At 58.6% G+C, this 17,361-nt stretch carries 15 protein-coding genes and 1 tRNA gene; 8 read left to right on the top strand and 8 right to left on the bottom strand.

What is annotated here, in order from left to right; all coding sequences use genetic code 11:
- Nucleotide 1 precedes the first annotated feature (1 nt).
- The 5 genes from cysW to dibA all read right to left on the bottom strand — a co-directional run bounded on the left by cysW (nt 2) and on the right by dibA (nt 5,215).
- Nucleotides 2-874, bottom strand: coding sequence for a sulfate ABC transporter permease subunit CysW (gene cysW, locus LUB09_RS11855; protein ID WP_209987174.1), 873 nt, complete (start codon nt 872-874; stop codon nt 2-4).
- 13 nt (nt 875-887) lie between these two features.
- Complete coding sequence (gene cysT / locus LUB09_RS11850) at nt 888-1,706, bottom strand: sulfate ABC transporter permease subunit CysT (RefSeq protein WP_159953615.1); 819 nt, start codon at nt 1,704-1,706, stop codon at nt 888-890.
- 85 nt (nt 1,707-1,791) lie between these two features.
- Complete coding sequence (locus LUB09_RS11845; RefSeq protein ID WP_231422651.1) at nt 1,792-2,802, bottom strand: sulfate ABC transporter substrate-binding protein; 1,011 nt, start codon at nt 2,800-2,802, stop codon at nt 1,792-1,794.
- Nucleotides 2,803-2,871: 69 nt separating this feature from the next.
- Nucleotides 2,872-3,054: a sulfur starvation response protein OscA gene (gene oscA / locus LUB09_RS11840; protein WP_003170956.1), complete on the bottom strand. Its 183-nt coding sequence runs from the start codon at nt 3,052-3,054 to the stop codon at nt 2,872-2,874.
- A 247-nt stretch (nt 3,055-3,301) separates the two neighbouring features.
- Entirely contained in the window at nt 3,302-5,215 is a 1,914-nt protein-coding gene (gene dibA, locus LUB09_RS11835; protein ID WP_231422650.1) for a phosphodiesterase DibA, read from the bottom strand.
- A 166-nt stretch (nt 5,216-5,381) separates the two neighbouring features.
- Between dibA and desA the strand changes: the two genes are divergently transcribed.
- Together desA and LUB09_RS11825 are read left to right on the top strand one after the other, a co-directional pair.
- Nucleotides 5,382-6,566, top strand: coding sequence for a delta-9 fatty acid desaturase DesA (gene desA, locus LUB09_RS11830; protein ID WP_209987164.1), 1,185 nt, complete (start codon nt 5,382-5,384; stop codon nt 6,564-6,566).
- Between the two features lie 188 nt (nt 6,567-6,754).
- Entirely contained in the window at nt 6,755-7,756 is a 1,002-nt protein-coding gene (locus tag LUB09_RS11825; protein WP_231422649.1) for a GGDEF domain-containing protein, read from the top strand.
- Between the two features lie 137 nt (nt 7,757-7,893).
- Here LUB09_RS11825 and gabT read toward each other — a convergent pair whose 3' ends face one another.
- Nucleotides 7,894-9,171 (bottom strand): 4-aminobutyrate--2-oxoglutarate transaminase, encoded by a 1,278-nt coding sequence (gabT, locus tag LUB09_RS11820; RefSeq protein WP_231422648.1) that lies wholly within the window; start codon nt 9,169-9,171, stop codon nt 7,894-7,896.
- Nucleotides 9,172-9,355: 184 nt separating this feature from the next.
- On the bottom strand, nt 9,356-10,798 hold the full coding sequence (gabD, locus tag LUB09_RS11815; RefSeq protein ID WP_231422647.1) for an NADP-dependent succinate-semialdehyde dehydrogenase: 1,443 nt from the start codon (nt 10,796-10,798) through the stop codon (nt 9,356-9,358).
- 370 nt (nt 10,799-11,168) lie between these two features.
- Here gabD and LUB09_RS11810 point away from each other — a divergent pair.
- From LUB09_RS11810 to LUB09_RS11800, 3 genes are all read left to right on the top strand, one after another.
- Nucleotides 11,169-11,245, top strand: a tRNA-Arg gene (locus tag LUB09_RS11810).
- 105 nt (nt 11,246-11,350) lie between these two features.
- A complete protein-coding gene (locus tag LUB09_RS11805) occupies nt 11,351-12,433 on the top strand; it encodes a site-specific integrase (protein WP_231422646.1) in 1,083 nt (360 codons plus the stop codon).
- A gap of 229 nt (nt 12,434-12,662) precedes the next feature.
- Complete coding sequence (locus LUB09_RS11800) at nt 12,663-12,965, top strand: hypothetical protein (RefSeq protein WP_231422645.1); 303 nt, start codon at nt 12,663-12,665, stop codon at nt 12,963-12,965.
- A 600-nt stretch (nt 12,966-13,565) separates the two neighbouring features.
- Here LUB09_RS11800 and LUB09_RS11795 read toward each other — a convergent pair.
- A complete protein-coding gene (locus LUB09_RS11795; protein WP_231422644.1) occupies nt 13,566-13,790 on the bottom strand; it encodes a hypothetical protein in 225 nt (74 codons plus the stop codon).
- A 458-nt stretch (nt 13,791-14,248) separates the two neighbouring features.
- Here LUB09_RS11795 and LUB09_RS11790 point away from each other — a divergent pair, with 458 nt between their 5' ends.
- The 3 genes from LUB09_RS11790 (at nt 14,249) to LUB09_RS11780 (ending at nt 17,243) form a co-directional block, all read left to right on the top strand.
- Nucleotides 14,249-14,497 carry a helix-turn-helix domain-containing protein gene (locus LUB09_RS11790; RefSeq protein ID WP_231422643.1) on the top strand — a complete coding sequence of 83 codons (249 nt, stop codon included), beginning with the start codon at nt 14,249-14,251 and terminating at the stop codon, nt 14,495-14,497.
- Nucleotides 14,498-14,599: 102 nt separating this feature from the next.
- A complete protein-coding gene (locus LUB09_RS11785) occupies nt 14,600-14,917 on the top strand; it encodes an HVO_A0114 family putative DNA-binding protein (RefSeq protein WP_231422642.1) in 318 nt (105 codons plus the stop codon).
- Nucleotides 14,918-15,128: 211 nt separating this feature from the next.
- A complete protein-coding gene (locus tag LUB09_RS11780) occupies nt 15,129-17,243 on the top strand; it encodes a type I restriction endonuclease subunit R (protein ID WP_231422641.1) in 2,115 nt (704 codons plus the stop codon).
- Nucleotides 17,244-17,361 lie beyond the last annotated feature (118 nt).

The following is a 17,361-nucleotide window of genomic DNA, read 5'->3' as shown; positions in this document are numbered from 1 at the left end:
CTTATTCCTCACCGGCGCTGTTGCGCAGGCGGTTGATACGGTTCTCGCTCCACTGCTTGAGCAGCAGGATGAAGAGCGCCAGGATCAGCAACAGGCTGGCCACCGCAAACGCGGCAACGTGGTTGTATTCGTTGTAGAGAATCTCGACGTGCAGCGGCAGGGTGTTGGTGACGCCGCGAATGTGCCCGGACACCACCGACACCGCGCCGAATTCGCCCATGGCCCGCGCAGTACACAGCACCACGCCGTAGATCAGGCCCCATTTGATGTTCGGCACGGTCACGTGCCAGAACATCTGCCAGCCATTGGCGCCGAGCAGGCGCGCGGCCTCCTCTTCCTGGGTGCCCTGCTCCTGCATCAGCGGGATCAGCTCACGGGCCACGAACGGCACCGTGACAAAAATGGTCGCCAGCACGATGCCGGGCAACGCGAACACGATCTGAATATCGTGCTCCTGCAACCACGGCCCGAAGAAGCCCTGGGCGCCGAACATCAGCACGTAGACGAGGCCCGCGATCACCGGCGATACCGAGAACGGCAAGTCGATCAGCGTCACCAGGATGCTCTTGCCACGGAACGAGTACTTGCTCACGCACCAGGCCGCGCTGACGCCGAACACCACGTTGAGCGGCACCGAAATCGCCACGGCGATCACCGTGAGTTTCAGCGCCGACAGCGCGTCGGGTTCGAGGATGGCCGCGAAGAACGCGCCGAGGCCGTTCTTCAGGCCCTGGGACACCACGATAAACAGCGGCAACAGCAAAAACAGCGCAAACACCAGCCAGCCAAGGCCGATCAGGATACGCCGCGACACCGCGCTGCCACGCCGGGCCGCATTGGCCGAGGACGCGGCGGAAATAGACGATTGGGACATGTTCCGCGCCTCCTTATGGACGTTCGATGCGCCGCTGCAGCAAGTTGATCAGCAGCAGCAACACAAAGGAAACCACCAGCATCAGCACACCGATGGAGGTGGCACCGCGGTAGTCGTACTGGTCGAGCTTGACCATGATCAGCAGCGGCAGGATTTCGGTCTTCATCGGCATGTTGCCGGCGATGAAGATCACCGAACCGTACTCACCCACGCCTCGGGCAAACGCCAGCGCAAAGCCGGTAAGCCAGGCCGGCAGCAGCGCGGGCACGAGGATGTAGCGGAACACCTGCAGCGGCTTGGCGCCCAGGCAGGCGGCGGCTTCTTCGATCTCCCGGGGGATGTCGGCGAGTACCGGCTGCACCGTGCGCACCACGAAGGGCAGGGTGACGAAGGTCAGCGCCAGGGTGATGCCCAGGGGCGTGTAGGCGATCTTGAAGCCCAGGTCGGCAGCGAACTGCCCGACCAGGCCGGTCGGCGTGTACAGCGCGGTGAGCGCGATACCGGCCACGGCGGTGGGCAGGGCGAACGGCAAGTCGATCATCGCATCGATGATCTTGCGACCGGGGAAGGTGTAACGCACCAGCACCCAAGCCAGCAGCGTGCCGATCACACCGTTGATCAGCGCGGCGTAGAGCGCGGTGCTGAAGCTCAGTTTCAACGCCGCCAGCACGCGCGGAGCGGAGATGATGGCCCAGAACTGATCCCAGGTGAGTTGAGCGGCGTGGACGAACATCGCCGCCAGGGGGATGAGCACAATCAGGCTGAGGTACACCACGGTGTAGCCCAGCGTCAGCCCGAAGCCGGGTATGACGGGGGAGATACGACGCGACATGAGAGTCCTTGGTTAAAGGGTAGATACCACTGCAGGAATGAGTTTTTGTGGGAGCAGGCCGCATTCCACAGGGAGGCCGGTATGTTTATTGCGCCGTGTAGATCTGGTCGAACACGCCACCGTCGTTGAAGAATTTCGGTTGGGCAGTTTTCCAGCCGCCGAAGTCTTTGTCGATAGTCACCAGGTCCAGTTTGGGGAACTGCTTGGCGTATTGGGCGGCGACTTTTTCATCGCGTGGGCGGTAGAAGTTCTTCGCCGCAATCTCCTGACCAGCCGGGCTGTACAGGTGCTTGAGGTATTCGGTGGCGATCTCGGTGTTGCCCTTTTTCTCGGCGTTCTTGTCGACCACGGCCACCGGTGGTTCGGCGAGGATCGACAGGGACGGCACGACGATGTCGAACTTGTCGGCGCCGCCGTCTTCTTTCAGCGCCAGGAACGCTTCGTTTTCCCAGGCCAGCAACACGTCACCCTGACCGTTGTTGACGAAGGTGATGGTCGAGCCACGCGCCCCGGTGTCGAGGATCGGCACGTGTTTGAACAGTTCCTTCACGTATTCCTGGGCCTTGGCTTCGCTGCCACCGGCCTTGAGGCCATAGGCCCAGGCGGCGAGGAAGTTCCAGCGCGCACCGCCGGAGGTTTTCGGGTTCGGCGTGATCACCGACACGTCTTTCTTGATCAGGTCGCCCCAGTCCTTGATGCCCTTGGGATTGCCCTTGCGCACCAGGAACACGATGGTCGAGGTGTACGGCGTGCTCGCGTCCGGCAGGCGGGTCTGCCAGTTTTCCGGCAGGGTTTTGCCCAATTTTGCAATTTCGTCGATGTCGCCGGCCAGGGCCAGGGTCACCACGTCGGCGCGCAGGCCGTCGATCACAGCACGGCCCTGCTTGCCCGAACCGCCGTGGGATTGCTGGATCTTGACGGTGTCGCCGGGGTGGGACTGCTTCCAGAAGTTGGTGAACTCCGCGTTGTAGTCCTGATACAGCTCACGGGTAGGGTCGTACGAGACGTTGAGCAACTCGTAGTCCTTGGCAACGGCGGAACCGGCAAACACGGCACTGGCCAGCGCGGCCAGGGCATAACGGCGAATCGACGACATGGAAGCTCCTAGAATTCTGGGTGTTGGCTTTTTCTTATGGTTGCGGGTGTTGCGAATCGCCGTGGCTGCCTAGCTCGGTTTGTTACCCGGGTTCTGCAAACGGAATTTCTCTTTACGTTCGATCTGTACCACCTGTGCGTTGTGCACAGTGATTTCCACCGCGCCGAACCGCAGGTCGCGCAGCGCGCTCTGGATCTCACGCAAAATGGCTGCTTCGTCCTGGCCGTCGACGCTACGAAGAGATGCGCTCATGGTCTCGCTCCTGAAATGAATAGTGCCTGGCAGTGGCGGAACTGCTTGCGGCGTGGGAGCGATAGTAGATAAGCGCGGATATTCTTAAAAATACTATTTAAGAATGTTTATATAACTAAAAATTCAATTCGAACGAAGATGCAATCGTGGGAGGGGGCTTGCTCCCGATGGCGGCGGATCAGCTGATCAATGTGCCAACTGGTAAACCGCAATCGGGAGCAAGCCCCCTCCCACAGTCGACTGGGTTTCAAGTTCGAATCGCGAGGGAGTTTGACCATTCGATATCTGTGGCCGGCTTGGGCTTGCCAAACCAGTACCCCTGCCCCATGTCGCATTCCTGGTCCAGCAGGAAGCGGGCCTGCTCCGCCTGCTCGATGCCTTCGGCGTGCACCTGCATGCCCATGCTTTTGGCCAGGGCGATCACCACGCGTACGATGGCAACGTCATAGTCATCCTCCGGCAACCCGGCGACGAAACCCTTGTCGATCTTGAGTTTGTGCACCGGCAGGCGCTTGAGGCGCAGCAGGGAAGAATATCCGGTTCCGAAGTCATCGATGGCCAGGCGCAGGCCCAGTTCGCGCAGGCGGTGCAGCTGTTCCAGGGCCATGTCCGGGTCGTCCATCACCGCGCTTTCGGTGACCTCTAACTCCAGGAAAGCCGGGTTCAGGCCGGTGTCGTGCAGCACCCGCGCCACGTGTTCGTACAGCTCGCGCCGGGCGAACAGCCGGCTGGAGACGTTGACCGCCATGAACCCCAGCGGCCTGCCCTCGGCCAGCCATCGGCACATCTGCCGACAGGCCTGGAGCATCACCCACCCGTCGATATCGGCAATCAGCCCGGTACGCTCGGCGATGGGGATGAATTCGCCGGGCGGCACCAGGCCGCGCTCCGGGTGTTGCCAGCGCACCAGCGCTTCGACACCGATCAGGCGGCCGTCCTGCAGGTTGTGCACCGGCTGGTAGTAGACGCGCAGTTCGTCGCGGTCGAGGGCGCGCCGCAACTCGCCGGCGATTTCCACCCGGCTTTGCGCGTGGGCGGTGAGCTCTTCGGTGTACAGCGCGAAGCCTTCGCGACCCGCGCTCTTGGCCTTGAACAGCGCCGAATCGGCGTTGCGCAGCAGTTGTTCGGCGCTCAGGGCATCGCCGGGGAACAGGCTGATGCCAATGCTCGCGCTGATAAACAGCTGGTTGCCATCGAACACGAACGGATCCTTCATCGCCGCGAGCATGCGGTGCGCCAGGGCTGCCGCCTGGGTCACCTGTGGACAGTTTTCCGCCAGCACGGCGAACTCATCCCCGCCCAGGCGCGCCAGGGTCACGCCGGGGCCGAACAGGCCCGCCAGGCGCTCGCCCACGTGCTTGAGCAACTGGTCACCGACGTTGTGGCCAAGGCTGTCGTTGATGATCTTGAAGTGGTCCAGGTCCAGCAGCAGTAACGCACAGCCACGTTTGTGCACCTGCGCCGACGCCAGCGCCTGTTCGGCGCGGTCGCTGAACAGCAGGCGGTTGGGCAGGTCGGTCAGCGGGTCGTGATGGGCCAGGTGCGCCAGTTCGTGCTCGGAGTCCTTGATGGCACTGATATCGGAAAACACCGCGACGTAATGGCTGACATGGCCGTCGTCGTCATGGATGACCCGGATGGTTTGCCACTGTGGATAAATCTCGCCGCTTTTGCGCCGGTTCCAGATTTCGCCGCTCCATTCACCCTCTAGTTCGAGGGTCTGGAACATCTGCCGGTAAAAATTCGACGAATGGTGCCCGGACTTGAACAGGCTCGGTTGCCGCCCCAGCACCTCCTCGCGGCGGTAGCCGGTGATGGTGATAAAGGCGCGATTGACATGCACGATCTGGCCCGCGCTATCGGTGACCAACACGCCTTCACGGGTGCAATCGAACACAGCGGCAGCCTGGCGCAGACGCTCGCGGTTTTCCTTCAAGGGGCGCAGCAGACGGTTGGTACGGGCAGCGCGGGCGCAGATCAGGCAGATCAGCAGCGCACTCAGCGCCACCCATATAGAGCCGCTCACCGGAAAACCGTACTGCAATGCCGGTGGTTCATCGAGAAAGTTGATCAATAAAAGGGGGCTGAACAGCAGCCACGCGATGGAAACCAACAGGTAGACCAGCCCCGTCAGCAGGGCACCTCGGTACGAAAACAGCATATGCCCAGTAATCCTTACCCAAAAAACAGCATCGCCCTACAAAGGTTACGGATTATAGAATAAGAAACATCCAGTCACTCCTATCTGAAAGGGTGTCTGGTTTTCTGTGTAGGCTTAGTGATAATGCGTGAGCTGTTCTTTTCTTTATCTGAGGGCCATACAGCCTATGTGGTACAACGGTTTTCTCGATCTGTCAGCCTGGCAACTGGTGGCAGTCACCCTGTTGATGACCCACGTGACCATTGTCGGGGTCACGGTTTATCTGCATCGCTATTCAGCCCATCGCTCCCTGGAGCTCAATGCCGGCCTGAAACACTTCTTCCGTCTCTGGCTGTGGCTGACCACGGCGCAGAACACCCGCGAGTGGACCGCCATCCACCGCAAGCACCACGCCAAGTGCGAAACCGTCGATGACCCGCACAGCCCGGTGATCAAGGGCCTGTCCACCGTCATGCGCAAGGGCGCCGAGCTGTACCGCGCCGAAGCGGAAAACCCGGAAACCCTGCGCATCTACGGCAAGAACTGCCCGGACGACTGGATCGAACGCAAGCTCTACACGCCCTACCCGCTGCTGGGCGTGGCGATCATGGGCGTGATCGACCTGCTGCTGTTCGGCACCATCGGCATCACCATCTGGGCGATCCAGATGATGTGGATTCCGTTCTGGGCCGCCGGCGTCATCAACGGTCTGGGTCACGCCGTGGGCTATCGCAACTTCGAATGCCGCGACGCCGCCACCAACCTTGTGCCATGGGGCATCATCGTTGGCGGCGAAGAGCTGCATAACAACCATCACACCTACCCCAACTCCGCCAAGCTGTCGGTGAAAAAGTGGGAGTTCGACATGGGCTGGGCCTGGATCAAGGTGTTCAGCTTCCTGCGTCTGGCCAAGGTGCAGCGGGTTGCGCCGATTGCCCATCGCGTCGAAGGCAAGGGCCATCTGGACATGGACACCGCCATGGCGATCCTCAACAACCGCTTCCAGATCATGGCCCAGTACCGCAAGCTGGTGATCGGCCCGCTGGTCAAGCAGGAGCTGGCGAGGGTCGACCATTCGGTGCGCCACCAATTCCATCGCGCCAAGCGCCTGCTGTCCCGTGAAACCAGCCTGCTGGACGATCGCCATCACCTGCGCATCCAGAGCCTGCTGGAACACAGCCAGGCCCTGAAAGTGATCTACGAGAAGCGTCTGGCGCTGCAACAGATCTGGCTCAAGACCAGCTCGAACGGTCATGACATGCTGGCGGCGATCAAGGAATGGGTGCACGAGGCCGAGGCCAGCGGTATCCAGTCGCTGCGCGATTTTGCCCACCAATTGAAAACCTACTCGCTGCGTCCCGCGACGGTCTGACGGTACCGTGGGAGGGTCCGCCCTCCCACTTATCCTGTTTCTGACGTCATTTTCCGGGCACCGACAATCCGTGCCGTTCATGGAACTTCGACGCATTTACCCTCTCTCAAAGAACACTTCGCCATCATGGTGGCCCCTTGTTGTGACCGCTGTTCCACCTTGCGGCGCGCCCAGAGAGAGTTGTGCCGATGGTTCACGAAAAGCCCCTTTCGCCTGACCTTCCAACCGCTGAACCGCCCCGCCCGGCGGCGGCTGCCACCCTGCTTGCGCTGATGCATGCGCAGGGTGAAGTCGAGCGTCTGAGTGAGCGCGAGAAGTTGCTGAGCTCACTGCTGGTGAGCGTGAATGCGGTGCTGTGGGCTGTCGACTGGGAAACACGTCGCGTGCTCTATGTGAGCCCGGCCTACGAGCGTGTTTTTGGAAGAGCGGCAAGCCTGCTGCTCGCCGACCACCGCGAATGGCGCAACAGCATTCACCCCGAAGACCTCGACTACGCCGAACAGAGCCTGTCCCGCGTGCTGACCACTGGCGCCGTGGAAGACCGTGAATACCGCATCATCACCGCCGACGGGCAAATTCGCTGGCTCTGCGACAAGTGCTACATCAATCAGCAGGCCGATCCCGATAAACCGCTGATCGTGGTGGGCATCGCCGAGGACATCACCGAAAAGAAGCAGTTGGAGCTGGAGTTGCACCGCCTGGCCACTACCGACGTACTGACCCAGAGCAGCAACCGCCGGCACTTTTTCGAATGCGCCAACCAGGCCTTCGACGTCGCTTGTGCCCAGGGCGCGCCGCTGGCGTTCCTGTTGCTGGACATCGATGACTTCAAGGACATCAACGACACGTACGGCCACCTGGAGGGCGATCAGGTGCTGCGGCGTATCGCCGAAAGCGGCCGAGGAGTATTGCGCCGTGGCGACCTGTTCGGACGCATTGGAGGCGAAGAGTTCGCCGCAGTGCTGCCCGGTTGCGCACCGGAGATGGCGCTGCAGGTGGCGCAGCGCCTGGGCAGAGAGATCCAGGCGCTGAGCTTCAGTTATGACGGCCGCGCTTTCAACGTGACGGTCAGCCAGGGCCTGGCGAGCCTGCGCGCAAGCGACTCGACCCTCGACAGCCTGTTCGCCCGCGCCGACGCCGCCATGTACGAGGCCAAGCGCCTGGGCAAAAACCGCGTGATCGCCGACTAATGTGATGCCAGGCACAAAATAAATGTGGGAGGGGGCCTGCTCCCGATAGCGGTGTGTCAGCCCTCTATTTGTTGGCTGATAGACCGCTATCGGGAGCAAGCCCCCTCCCACAAGGGTTCATCTGTGTAATCAGATGCTTAGAGCTCGGAGAAACACTCTTCGATGATCGCAAGGCCCTTGTCCAGTTGCTCGTCCGGCGAGGTCAGCGGTACCAGCACGCGCAACACGTTGCCGTAGGTGCCGCAGGACAGCAGGATCAAGCCCTTGTCCCGCGCCTTGGCCACCACGGCGGCGACCGCTGCAGCGTTCGGCTTGTGGCTGTCGCCGTCTTCGAACAGTTCCAGCGCGATCATCGCGCCCAGGGCGCGCACTTCACCGATCACCGGGTACTTGGCCTGAATCGCCTTGAGGCCGGTCACCAAACGCTCACCCACCGCTTTGCAACGGTCCAGCAGGTGCTCTTCCTCGAACACGTCCATTACCGCCAGCGCAGCCGCGCAGGCAATCGGGCTGCCGGCGTAGGTGCCGCCCAGGCCGCCCGGAGCGATGGCGTCCATGTATTCAGCCTTGCCGCACACACCGGCCAGCGGGAAACCGCCGGCGATGGACTTGGCGAAGGTGGTCAGGTCGGCGGCAACGCCCATCTGTTCCATGGCGAAGAAGGTGCCGGTACGGCCAGCGCCGGTTTGCACTTCGTCGGCGATCAGCAGGATGCCGTGCTTGTCGCACAGTTCGCGCAGGCGCCTCATGAAGGACTTGGGCGCAACATAGAAACCGCCCTCGCCCTGCACCGGCTCGATGATGATGGCGGCGATATCACGCGGCTCGGCATCGTTCTTGAAGATGCGCTCGATGCTGGCGATGGCGTCGTCGTCGCTCACACCGTGCAGTTCGTTCGGGAACAACGCGCGGAACACGCCGCCGGGCATCAGGCCCATACCGGCCGAGTACGGCACGACTTTGCCGGTGAGGCCCAGGGTCATCATGGTGCGGCCGTGGTAAGCGCCGGTGAAGGCGATCACGCCGGCACGGCCGGTGGCGGCGCGGGCGATCTTCACGGCGTTCTCAACGGCTTCGGAACCGGTAGTGACCAACAGGGTTTTCTTGGCGAAATCCCCCGGCACCTTGGCGTTGATTTTTTCACACAGCTCCACGTACGGCTCGTACGCCAATACCTGGAAGCAGGTGTGCGTCAGCTTGTTCAGTTGCTCGGTCACGGCGGCGATGATTTTCGGGTGCACGTGGCCGGTGTTCAGCACGGCGATACCGCCGGCGAAGTCGATGAACTCGCGACCTTCAACGTCGGTCACGGTGGCATTCTTCGCGGACTCGGCGAAGATCGGGTGAATCTGGCCAACACCGCGCGGTACAGCGGCTTCGCGGCGTTTCATCAGGGAAGCGTTGGTCTTGCTCATAAAGTCCTCATTCGCCACTCATCGGGTGGCGCTGTGCAAGGAAATACGTGGCGGGGAAGCCACTGCGGCAGCATGCGATGATCGACTGCCACAGCGTTCCCGGCCACTGCGAATAACGGTGTGAAACACGCAAAGGGTCAGCGCTCTCGTGCCCTTTGCGTTTACTGCAATGCCAAACCGGGGCTTAGATGCCCAGGCAGAGGTATTTGATTTCCAGGTAATCCTCGATCCCGTACTTGGAGCCTTCACGGCCCAGGCCCGACGCCTTGATGCCGCCGAACGGCGCCACTTCGTTGGAGATCAACCCGGTGTTGACGCCGACCATGCCGTATTCCAACGCTTCAGCCACGCGGAACACACGGCCCAGGTCGCGGGCATAGAAGTAGGACGCCAGGCCGAACTCGGTGTCGTTGGACATCGCGATCACTTCGGCTTCGTCTTTGAAGCGGAACAGCGGCGCCAGCGGGCCGAAGGTTTCTTCCTTCGCCACGGCGGCATTCTTCGGCACATCGACCAAAATGGTTGGCTCGAAGAAATTGCCTTCCATCGCCTTGCCACCGGCCAACAGCTTCGCGCCTTTGCTCAGGGCATCAGCGATGTGCTCCTTGACCTTGGCCACGGCTTTTTCGTCGATCAGCGGGCCGGTGGTGGTGCCGTCTTGCAGGCCGTTGCCGATCTTCAATTTGGCCACGGCCACTTTAAGTTTTTCGGCGAACGCGTCGTACACCGAATCCTGAATGTACAGGCGGTTGGCGCAGACACAGGTCTGCCCATTGTTGCGGTACTTGGAGATGATCGCGCCTTCGACGGCCTTATCCAGGTCAGCGTCATCGAACACGATAAACGGTGCGTTGCCGCCCAGCTCCAGGGACACTTTCTTGATGTCCTTGGCGCATTCAGCCATCAGCTGGCGACCGATTTCGGTGGAGCCGGTGAACGACAATTTACGCACGATCGGGTTGCTGGTCAGCTCACCGCCGATGTCGCCGGCGCTGCCGGTGACCACACTCAGCACACCGTTCGGGATACCGGCACGGTGCGCCAGCTCAACCAGAGCCAGGGCCGAGAACGGCGTTTGCGACGCCGGCTTGATCACCATGGTGCAACCGGCGGCCAGGGCCGGGCCGGCTTTACGGGTGATCATCGCGGCCGGGAAGTTCCACGGGGTAATGGCAGCGGTCACGCCGATAGGCTGCTTGATCACGATCAGGCGCTTGTCGGGCTGGTGGCCGGGAATCACATCGCCATAGATACGCTTGGCCTCTTCGGCAAACCACTCGATAAAGGACGCGGCGTAGACGATCTCGCCCTTGGCCTCGGCCAGCGGCTTGCCCTGCTCGAAGGTCATCAGGCGAGCGAGGTCGTCCTGATTTTCGATCAGCAGCTCGAACCAGCGGCGCAGCTTGTTCGCGCGCTCCTTGGCGGTAAGGGCACGCCAGGCCGGCAGCGCCTTGTCGGCGGCCTCGATGGCACGGCGGGTTTCCGCGGCGCCCATCTTCGGCACGGTGCCGAGAATCTCGCCCGTGGCCGGGTTATTGACCTTGATGGTTTGACCGTTGTCCGCGTCGACCCAAGCCCCATCGATAAAGGCTTGCTGGCGGAACAACTGGGTATCTTTGAGCTGCATGTCGGCTTTCCTTAACAGCACCGCGCGCACGCGGAGCGAATTAGAGTTGTAGAAAGGCGCCTTGTGGGCTGCCGTCAGGGAAATCAGCCCCAGCGCGCAACGTGAGTGAAACGGCGCACGGGAGACAGAGCGTTTGAAATCTCAAACGAATCCTAGGAGCAATGGGGGTACAGGGCAATAGTCTGTTCGAAAAAAAGAACGAAAAGCGCCCGCGTTTTCGGTGAGTCTGATCAGCGTGTGAGAACAGCGTTCCACCCCATCGACCACCGGCCCCCGCTGCAGAGCCCTGGCGGAAGGGTTTCCTACGATCCAGCGGCCAAACCCAGCATGGACGCCCAAGGTCGACATGGGTATGATGGCGCCCGCACAAGCATCCGTAGCTCAGCTGGATAGAGTACTGCCCTCCGAAGGCAGGGGTCGTGGGTTCGAATCCCGCCGGGTGCACCATCTTCTTTCCCTTGTATTACAAGGGGATAGCGCTCCTGACAGAAACCTGTCCTAGTCCTGAAAGTCGTTTTTTCCACAAATTTGCCACACTCAAAAGTGGCGGGAATGGTCGAAATGGCAACAATCAGGAATCGCGGCGAGTATCAGTGGGAAGCGCAAATCCGCCGTAAGGGCTACCCGGCCAAGCGCAAAACCTTCGAAACCAAATCAGACGCCCAAGCCTGGGCACGCATGATCGAAAGCGAAATCGACCGGGGTATTTTTGTCTCTCGCGTCGAGGCTGAGCGCACCGCCTTTCATCAACTCATTGATCGCTACATATCCGAGATCGCTCCGAAGCACAAAGGCGCCTATTCGGAAATCAAACGCCTGGAAGCGCTCAAGCGTCATCCGCTGGCGACGCGTATCGTCGCTACCCTCACCTCTTCAGATTTTGCTCGCTACCGTGACGAGCGCCTGAAGATTCGCAAAGGCAACACGGTGAAGCGTGAGCTTGCGTTGTTTCAGTGTGTGATTGAGGTCGCTCGCCGCGAGTGGGGAATTCACCTTGCCGAGAACCCGGTCAGGATGGTTAGCCGTCCAAGCTACAACGACGAACGCTCGCGACGACTGGACCCCATTGAAGAGCAATACATGCTCGGCGCGTTAGAGCTCCGTGAGCGACGCGCTGATGGGACCTACGCCGATGCCTCACACAATCCCTGGATACGGCCCATGGTCCAACTGGCGATTGAGACAGCCATGCGCCGTGGCGAGATTTTCGAGCTGCGCTGGAAGCATGTGAACCTGGATCGCAGAACCGCGCACCTTCCAGCGACTAAGAACGGACTGCCCAGAACCGTCCCGCTTTCACCAAAGGCTATTCAGCTGCTGAAGGACTTGCCGCGCTCGCTGTGCGGTCGAGTCTTCCCCACCACCACCGACGCTCTCAAGAAGGCCTTCGTGCGAGGCATGGAGCGAGCGAGGCTGAAATACCTGGGGGATTGCGGGGCGGCGCAGGTAACGCCTCAGGAAGACTTCCTGATCAATTTACGCTTTCACGATCTGCGGCATGAAGCGACATGTAGGCTTGCGACCAAGCTGCCGAATTTGATCGAGCTCGCCAGCGTGACGGGCCATCGGGAGGTGAACATGCTGAAGCGTTACTACAACATCACCGCAGAAGAGCTCGCGGCAAAGCTGGCTTGATCAGACCTATGGCTAATTCTCAGTGGTCAGCTTGGAGCTGACCACTGATCTTGCAACACGCCCGCGCGAACCCAGCATAGGTCTACGAGGCACTGTTGCCGGGTCAGCAATCGCCTCTTATTGCGGCCCCGTCGTTCAGAAAACCTTTCATCTGTTAAAAAGCTGTCCTAGTGATTGAGCGTCTGATTGGCAAAAGCTGGCCTCACCAGATCAATCGAGCGATAAAGCGATGACAGTAGATTATGAAACCATCCAGAAAATACAGAAGCTTGGCGACGACGTTCTGATTGGCGTGGTTGAAGTTGCGGCGATGACAGGCTTCAGCGTGCTTACGGTCCGTCAGCGCAAACTGCCGGGGCTTGAGCCTGTACCGGGACTGTCAAGATTGAGATGGAGACTGGGTGATCTGAGAACTTGGATGCGCACCGGCAACACCGAGAGTCGAGATTCAGCCACCGTCATCGCACCTTTTTTACATCCGAAACGCACAGGGAGACCCACAAAGAAATCACAGGTGGAAGCGCGACAATGACCTGTCCTGGCTGGATTCATCTCCTTTGCACCGGGAGCAGTGAGCATGAGTAGACAACGAACCATTCGGGACCAGAATTTTTGGCGCTCCCCACGTTTACTGAATTGCACCACAGAGGACAAAGTTGCTTTGCTGCACCTGCTAACAGCTCCTGACAGCAACATTACGGGCGTATACCCACTAGTTCCACGCATTGCCGGAGCAGAAATTGGATGGACGGCGGATCAGTGGCTGCAGGTCATCCACCGCCTCCAGGATGAAGGCCTAGCCAGGTATCAACGTCAAGCGTGCACGCATGCTGCTTACCTCCTAGCTCTGTGTCAGAAAGTCACTCAAGGCTAGGGGCAATTCGGTAAATCCTAGCTGTCGCTCTACCGTCTTTCTCGCCATCCAATCGCCGTATCCTCAGCTGCTGACGGATGACGTTCTTTTTGCTTATGTAATCGTTTTGAATTCGTACTTTTTTCGTACCCATGGCGCCCCCTCAATGCCAATGCCTCTTTCATCCCAGCTGTAACCGAATAGTGCAAAACTTATCTAAATACGGAAAGGAAAGACTAGGACAAGGTAGGGTTTGTGATACCGCCAGTCCCTGGCGACTCACAGCACTTGATGCTCGATTTCCTGTTGTTCCAACAATCTTCCCAACAAGATGACCTCTCCGTCCGCCTCCAGCTTACGAAGCTGCTCTGGACAGCTAAACGCCCAACGATCAAGTATTTGCCAGCCACGGGCGTGATAAGACGAAGAGCAGAGAACAGATTGAATGGAGGAGCTTGCCAACACGTTGGCGGCAATTGTTAGCGGCGCGCGGTCACTGAGCATGAGTATCTTCCACTTTACGGAGGCGTGTGATCATTCTTGTATTTTGCGCGATAGAGGAAGACCGGAATCCGCCCTGTTGCTTCAGCTCTCTAATGTGCTGATGGCAGAATCCAAGCGCCGTAAGAACAGCAACATCGTTACGAGCAAGTGCCCGATTACCAGAATAACCATGCCCCTCCCACGAAATAGAAAGCTAGCGCCCAGAATAGCCACCGAACAGCGGGGTCAGCTCCACTGGAGAATCCCAAGAAGAACGGCAGGCTGAAACCGCACAGAATCACCACAATCAGCAACAAGGCGCCAACAGGCAGACACCCCACGGCCCACAACACTCGAAAAAACTCCCACAGCACTCTCATCGCTTATCCCCTAGTCATCCGTTCAGCACAAAATAACTGAAAATCAGATATCCCAAAAGCAGATATAGCTTTGCAGGCCGCACCTTCCCGGATACGGCCATGACCAAAGCTATTTATCGGCGTGAGCACGCCATTTTTCTTCAAGTGCTGAAACGCATACGTGTCGAGTCAGGACTGACTCAAGCTCAGTGCTCTGCTGCTCTGGATAGGCCGCAGTCATTCATGAGTGATGTGGAACGGGGGGTAAGGAGGCTCGATACCGTTCAGCTTCGTGACTTATGCCTTGTCCTAGGTACAGATCTCACAAGCTTTTCCAAGGCTTATGAACTAGCCCTCAAAGAAGAGTAATGTCCCCATTCGGATGACTACGGCAAAGGAGTGCCACTGATCGACGATCATTATCAGGCACTGATACAATTCACGATTAGTCGTTATTAGGAAGTATTGGCAATGGAGAGCTGTATCGTCGGTATCAGACGCCACGAGGGTTCGCTACCAAAGCTAAAAGAGACACCGAGCATCTGGTTCCCTTCTTTAGCCTCCTTGGCCGCCGTACTGTCGGACGACAACCGGCGCTTGCTGCGACTGATCCATGAAAAGCAACCGAAATCTCTCACTGAGCTAGCTGAACTCAGCGGTCGAAAGGTGCCGAATCTGTCGCGCACCCTTCGCTTAATGGCGGATTACGGTTTGGTTTCGTTGCAACGCAACGTCCGGGATGTCCAGCCGATAGCCTTGGCGACCGAGTTTTTGGTCGTGCTGGATTGAAGATCGCGGATGAGGGAAGTCTACTTGTGAGCCAGGATGGGCAAATGCAAAATAAGAAACTGGAGCACTCCGAACTGTGCAAAACGGCCGAGTGGGGAGGGCTGTTCAAGAGTTCCGTAACACTCGAAAGTCTGCGCCAAGCAAATGAACAAAATTTAGCCACAAGCATTACAGGGCAGAAGTCCTTTTACCTCTCATGGGGATGGTAGGTATGTCGAAATCCGAAGCACAGACACGGGCCGACATGATCGACCAGCAGCTCGCCCAGTCGGGATGGAACGTCAAGGATCTCACGCAGGTGCTCGAAGAGTTCGACATTCTGACCGTCTTACCTGAAGGATTGACCAAACCGCGCCCCCCATACGAAGGCCACCAATTCAGTGACTACGTCTTACTGGGTAAAAACCGCAAACCCCTGGCTGTGATTGAAGCCAAAAAAACTAGCAAGGAAGCGGCCATAGGCCGCGAACAAGCCAAACAGTATTGCTACAACATCCAGCAACAGTTGGGTTGTGAGCTGCCGTTTTGCTTCTACACCAATGGCTACGAAACCTACTTTTGGGACCTAGGGAACGCGCCGCCGCGTAAGGTCGTTGGTTATCCCACTAGGGACGATCTTGAGCGATTCGCCTATATCCGCCGCAACCGTAAACAGTTGACACATGAGTTCATCAACACCTCGATTGCCGGCCGTGATTATCAAATCCGTGCAATTCGCTCGGTACTCGAAGGCATCGAACGGAAAAACCGCGACTTCCTACTGGTGATGGCCACCGGCACTGGCAAAACCCGAACCTGCATTGCCATGGTCGATGCGCTGATGCGCGCAGGCCATGTCGAGAGGGTATTGTTTCTAGTCGATCGCATCGCACTGCGCGAGCAAGCGTTAGCTGCCTTCAAAGAGCACCTTCCCAACGAGCCACGTTGGCCCAACGCGAGCGAAAAGCTCATCGCTAAAGACCGCCGTATCTATGTGGCCACCTACCCGACAATGCTCAACATTATTCGGGATAGCGCACAGCACCTGTCACCGCACTTCTTCGACTTCATTGTTGTCGATGAGAGCCACCGCTCGATCTACAACACCTACGGCGAAGTGCTCGACTACTTCAAAACCATCACGCTGGGTTTGACGGCTACACCGACTGACGTCATTGACCACAATACCTTCCAGCTATTCCATTGTGAAGACGGCATGCCGACCTTTGCCTACACCTTCGAGGAGGCCGTTAACAACGTGCCACCTTATCTCTGCAACTTCCAAGTCATGAAGATTCAGACCAAGTTTCAGATGGAAGGCATCAGCAAGCGTACCATTTCGCTGGAAGACCAAAAAAAGCTGATCCTGCAAGGTAAAGAGATTGAAGAAATTAACTTTGAGGGCTCACAGCTCGAAAAGCAGGTGATCAATAAGGGCACCAACACCCTGATCGTCCGTGAGTTTATGGAGGAAGCCATCAAGGATGCCAACGGCGTTCTCCCGGGTAAGACCATTTTCTTCTGCGCCACAAAGGCCCATGCCCGGCGCCTCGAGGAAATTTTCGACAGGCTCTATCCGCAATACCACGGCGAGCTGGCTAAGGTGCTTATATCGGACGACCCCCGCGTATATGGCAAAGGCGGCTTGCTCGACCAATTCACCAACAACGATATGCCGCGTATTGCTATCAGCGTCGACATGCTCGATACCGGCATCGACGTGCGCGAGGTCGTCAACCTCGTCTTCGCAAAACCGGTGTATTCCTATACTAAGTTCTGGCAAATGGTCGGCCGTGGAACGAGGCTATTGGAAACCAGAAAACCCAAGCCCTGGTGCACCGAGAAAGAAGCATTCCTAATTCTCGATTGCTGGGACAACTTCGAATACTTCAAGCTCAACCCCAAGGGCAAAGAACTCAATCCCCAGCTGCCACTCCCTATACGGCTAGTTGGTCTGCGGCTCGACAAGATAGAGAAAGCCACCAACTGTGATTATATCGATATCGCTGCGCGAGAAATCACCAAGCTTCGTCTGCAGATTGCGGAGTTACCCAAGGAATCCGTCGTCATCAAAGAAGCAGCGGCTGCGTTGGCGCAGCTGGAAGAAGAAACCTTTTGGATCAGTCTCAATCACAACCAGCTGGAATTCCTACGCGCCGAAATAAAACCGCTGTTCCGTACAGTCTCTGAGGCTGACTTCAAGGCCATGCGTTTCGAACGCGACCTTTTGGAGTACTCGCTAGCCGTGCTAAATGAGAACAAGGAGCAAGCCGAATCCGTCAAAGAAAAAATCATCGAACAGATCAGCGAACTGCCGCTCTCGGTTAGCTTTGTGAGGATCGAGTAGGAGGCGGGATTACTCCCGCCGTCCTCTCACACCACCGTACGTACGGTTCCGTATACGGCGGTTCAGGCTATGCGGTTGAGTCGGTTTATCGTATCCAGTATCGAGACCAGCCCGAGTT

It is taken from the genome of Pseudomonas sp. Leaf59 (assembly GCF_920984685.1).
Classification (GTDB): Bacteria; Pseudomonadota; Gammaproteobacteria; order Pseudomonadales; family Pseudomonadaceae; genus Aquipseudomonas.
This window is presented reverse-complemented; position numbering and strand designations above follow the sequence as displayed.

What these genes read in the sequence shown, in the direction of transcription:
- LUB09_RS11780 (WP_231422641.1), top strand. Translation starts at nt 15,129, where the DNA reads ATGTCGAAATCCGAAGCACAGACACGGGCCGACATGATCGACCAGCAG.
- dibA (WP_231422650.1), bottom strand. Translation starts at nt 5,215, where the DNA reads ATGCTGTTTTCGTACCGAGGTGCCCTGCTGACGGGGCTGGTCTACCTG.
- desA (WP_209987164.1), top strand. Translation starts at nt 5,382, where the DNA reads ATGTGGTACAACGGTTTTCTCGATCTGTCAGCCTGGCAACTGGTGGCA.
- LUB09_RS11825 (WP_231422649.1), top strand. Translation starts at nt 6,755, where the DNA reads ATGGTTCACGAAAAGCCCCTTTCGCCTGACCTTCCAACCGCTGAACCG.
- gabT (WP_231422648.1), bottom strand. Translation starts at nt 9,171, where the DNA reads ATGAGCAAGACCAACGCTTCCCTGATGAAACGCCGCGAAGCCGCTGTA.
- LUB09_RS11845 (WP_231422651.1), bottom strand. Translation starts at nt 2,802, where the DNA reads ATGTCGTCGATTCGCCGTTATGCCCTGGCCGCGCTGGCCAGTGCCGTG.
- cysT (WP_159953615.1), bottom strand. Translation starts at nt 1,706, where the DNA reads ATGTCGCGTCGTATCTCCCCCGTCATACCCGGCTTCGGGCTGACGCTG.
- gabD (WP_231422647.1), bottom strand. Translation starts at nt 10,798, where the DNA reads ATGCAGCTCAAAGATACCCAGTTGTTCCGCCAGCAAGCCTTTATCGAT.
- LUB09_RS11800 (WP_231422645.1), top strand. Translation starts at nt 12,663, where the DNA reads ATGACAGTAGATTATGAAACCATCCAGAAAATACAGAAGCTTGGCGAC.
- LUB09_RS11785 (WP_231422642.1), top strand. Translation starts at nt 14,600, where the DNA reads ATGGAGAGCTGTATCGTCGGTATCAGACGCCACGAGGGTTCGCTACCA.
- LUB09_RS11790 (WP_231422643.1), top strand. Translation starts at nt 14,249, where the DNA reads ATGACCAAAGCTATTTATCGGCGTGAGCACGCCATTTTTCTTCAAGTG.
- LUB09_RS11795 (WP_231422644.1), bottom strand. Translation starts at nt 13,790, where the DNA reads ATGCTCAGTGACCGCGCGCCGCTAACAATTGCCGCCAACGTGTTGGCA.
- LUB09_RS11805 (WP_231422646.1), top strand. Translation starts at nt 11,351, where the DNA reads ATGGTCGAAATGGCAACAATCAGGAATCGCGGCGAGTATCAGTGGGAA.
- oscA (WP_003170956.1), bottom strand. Translation starts at nt 3,054, where the DNA reads ATGAGCGCATCTCTTCGTAGCGTCGACGGCCAGGACGAAGCAGCCATT.
- cysW (WP_209987174.1), bottom strand. Translation starts at nt 874, where the DNA reads ATGTCCCAATCGTCTATTTCCGCCGCGTCCTCGGCCAATGCGGCCCGG.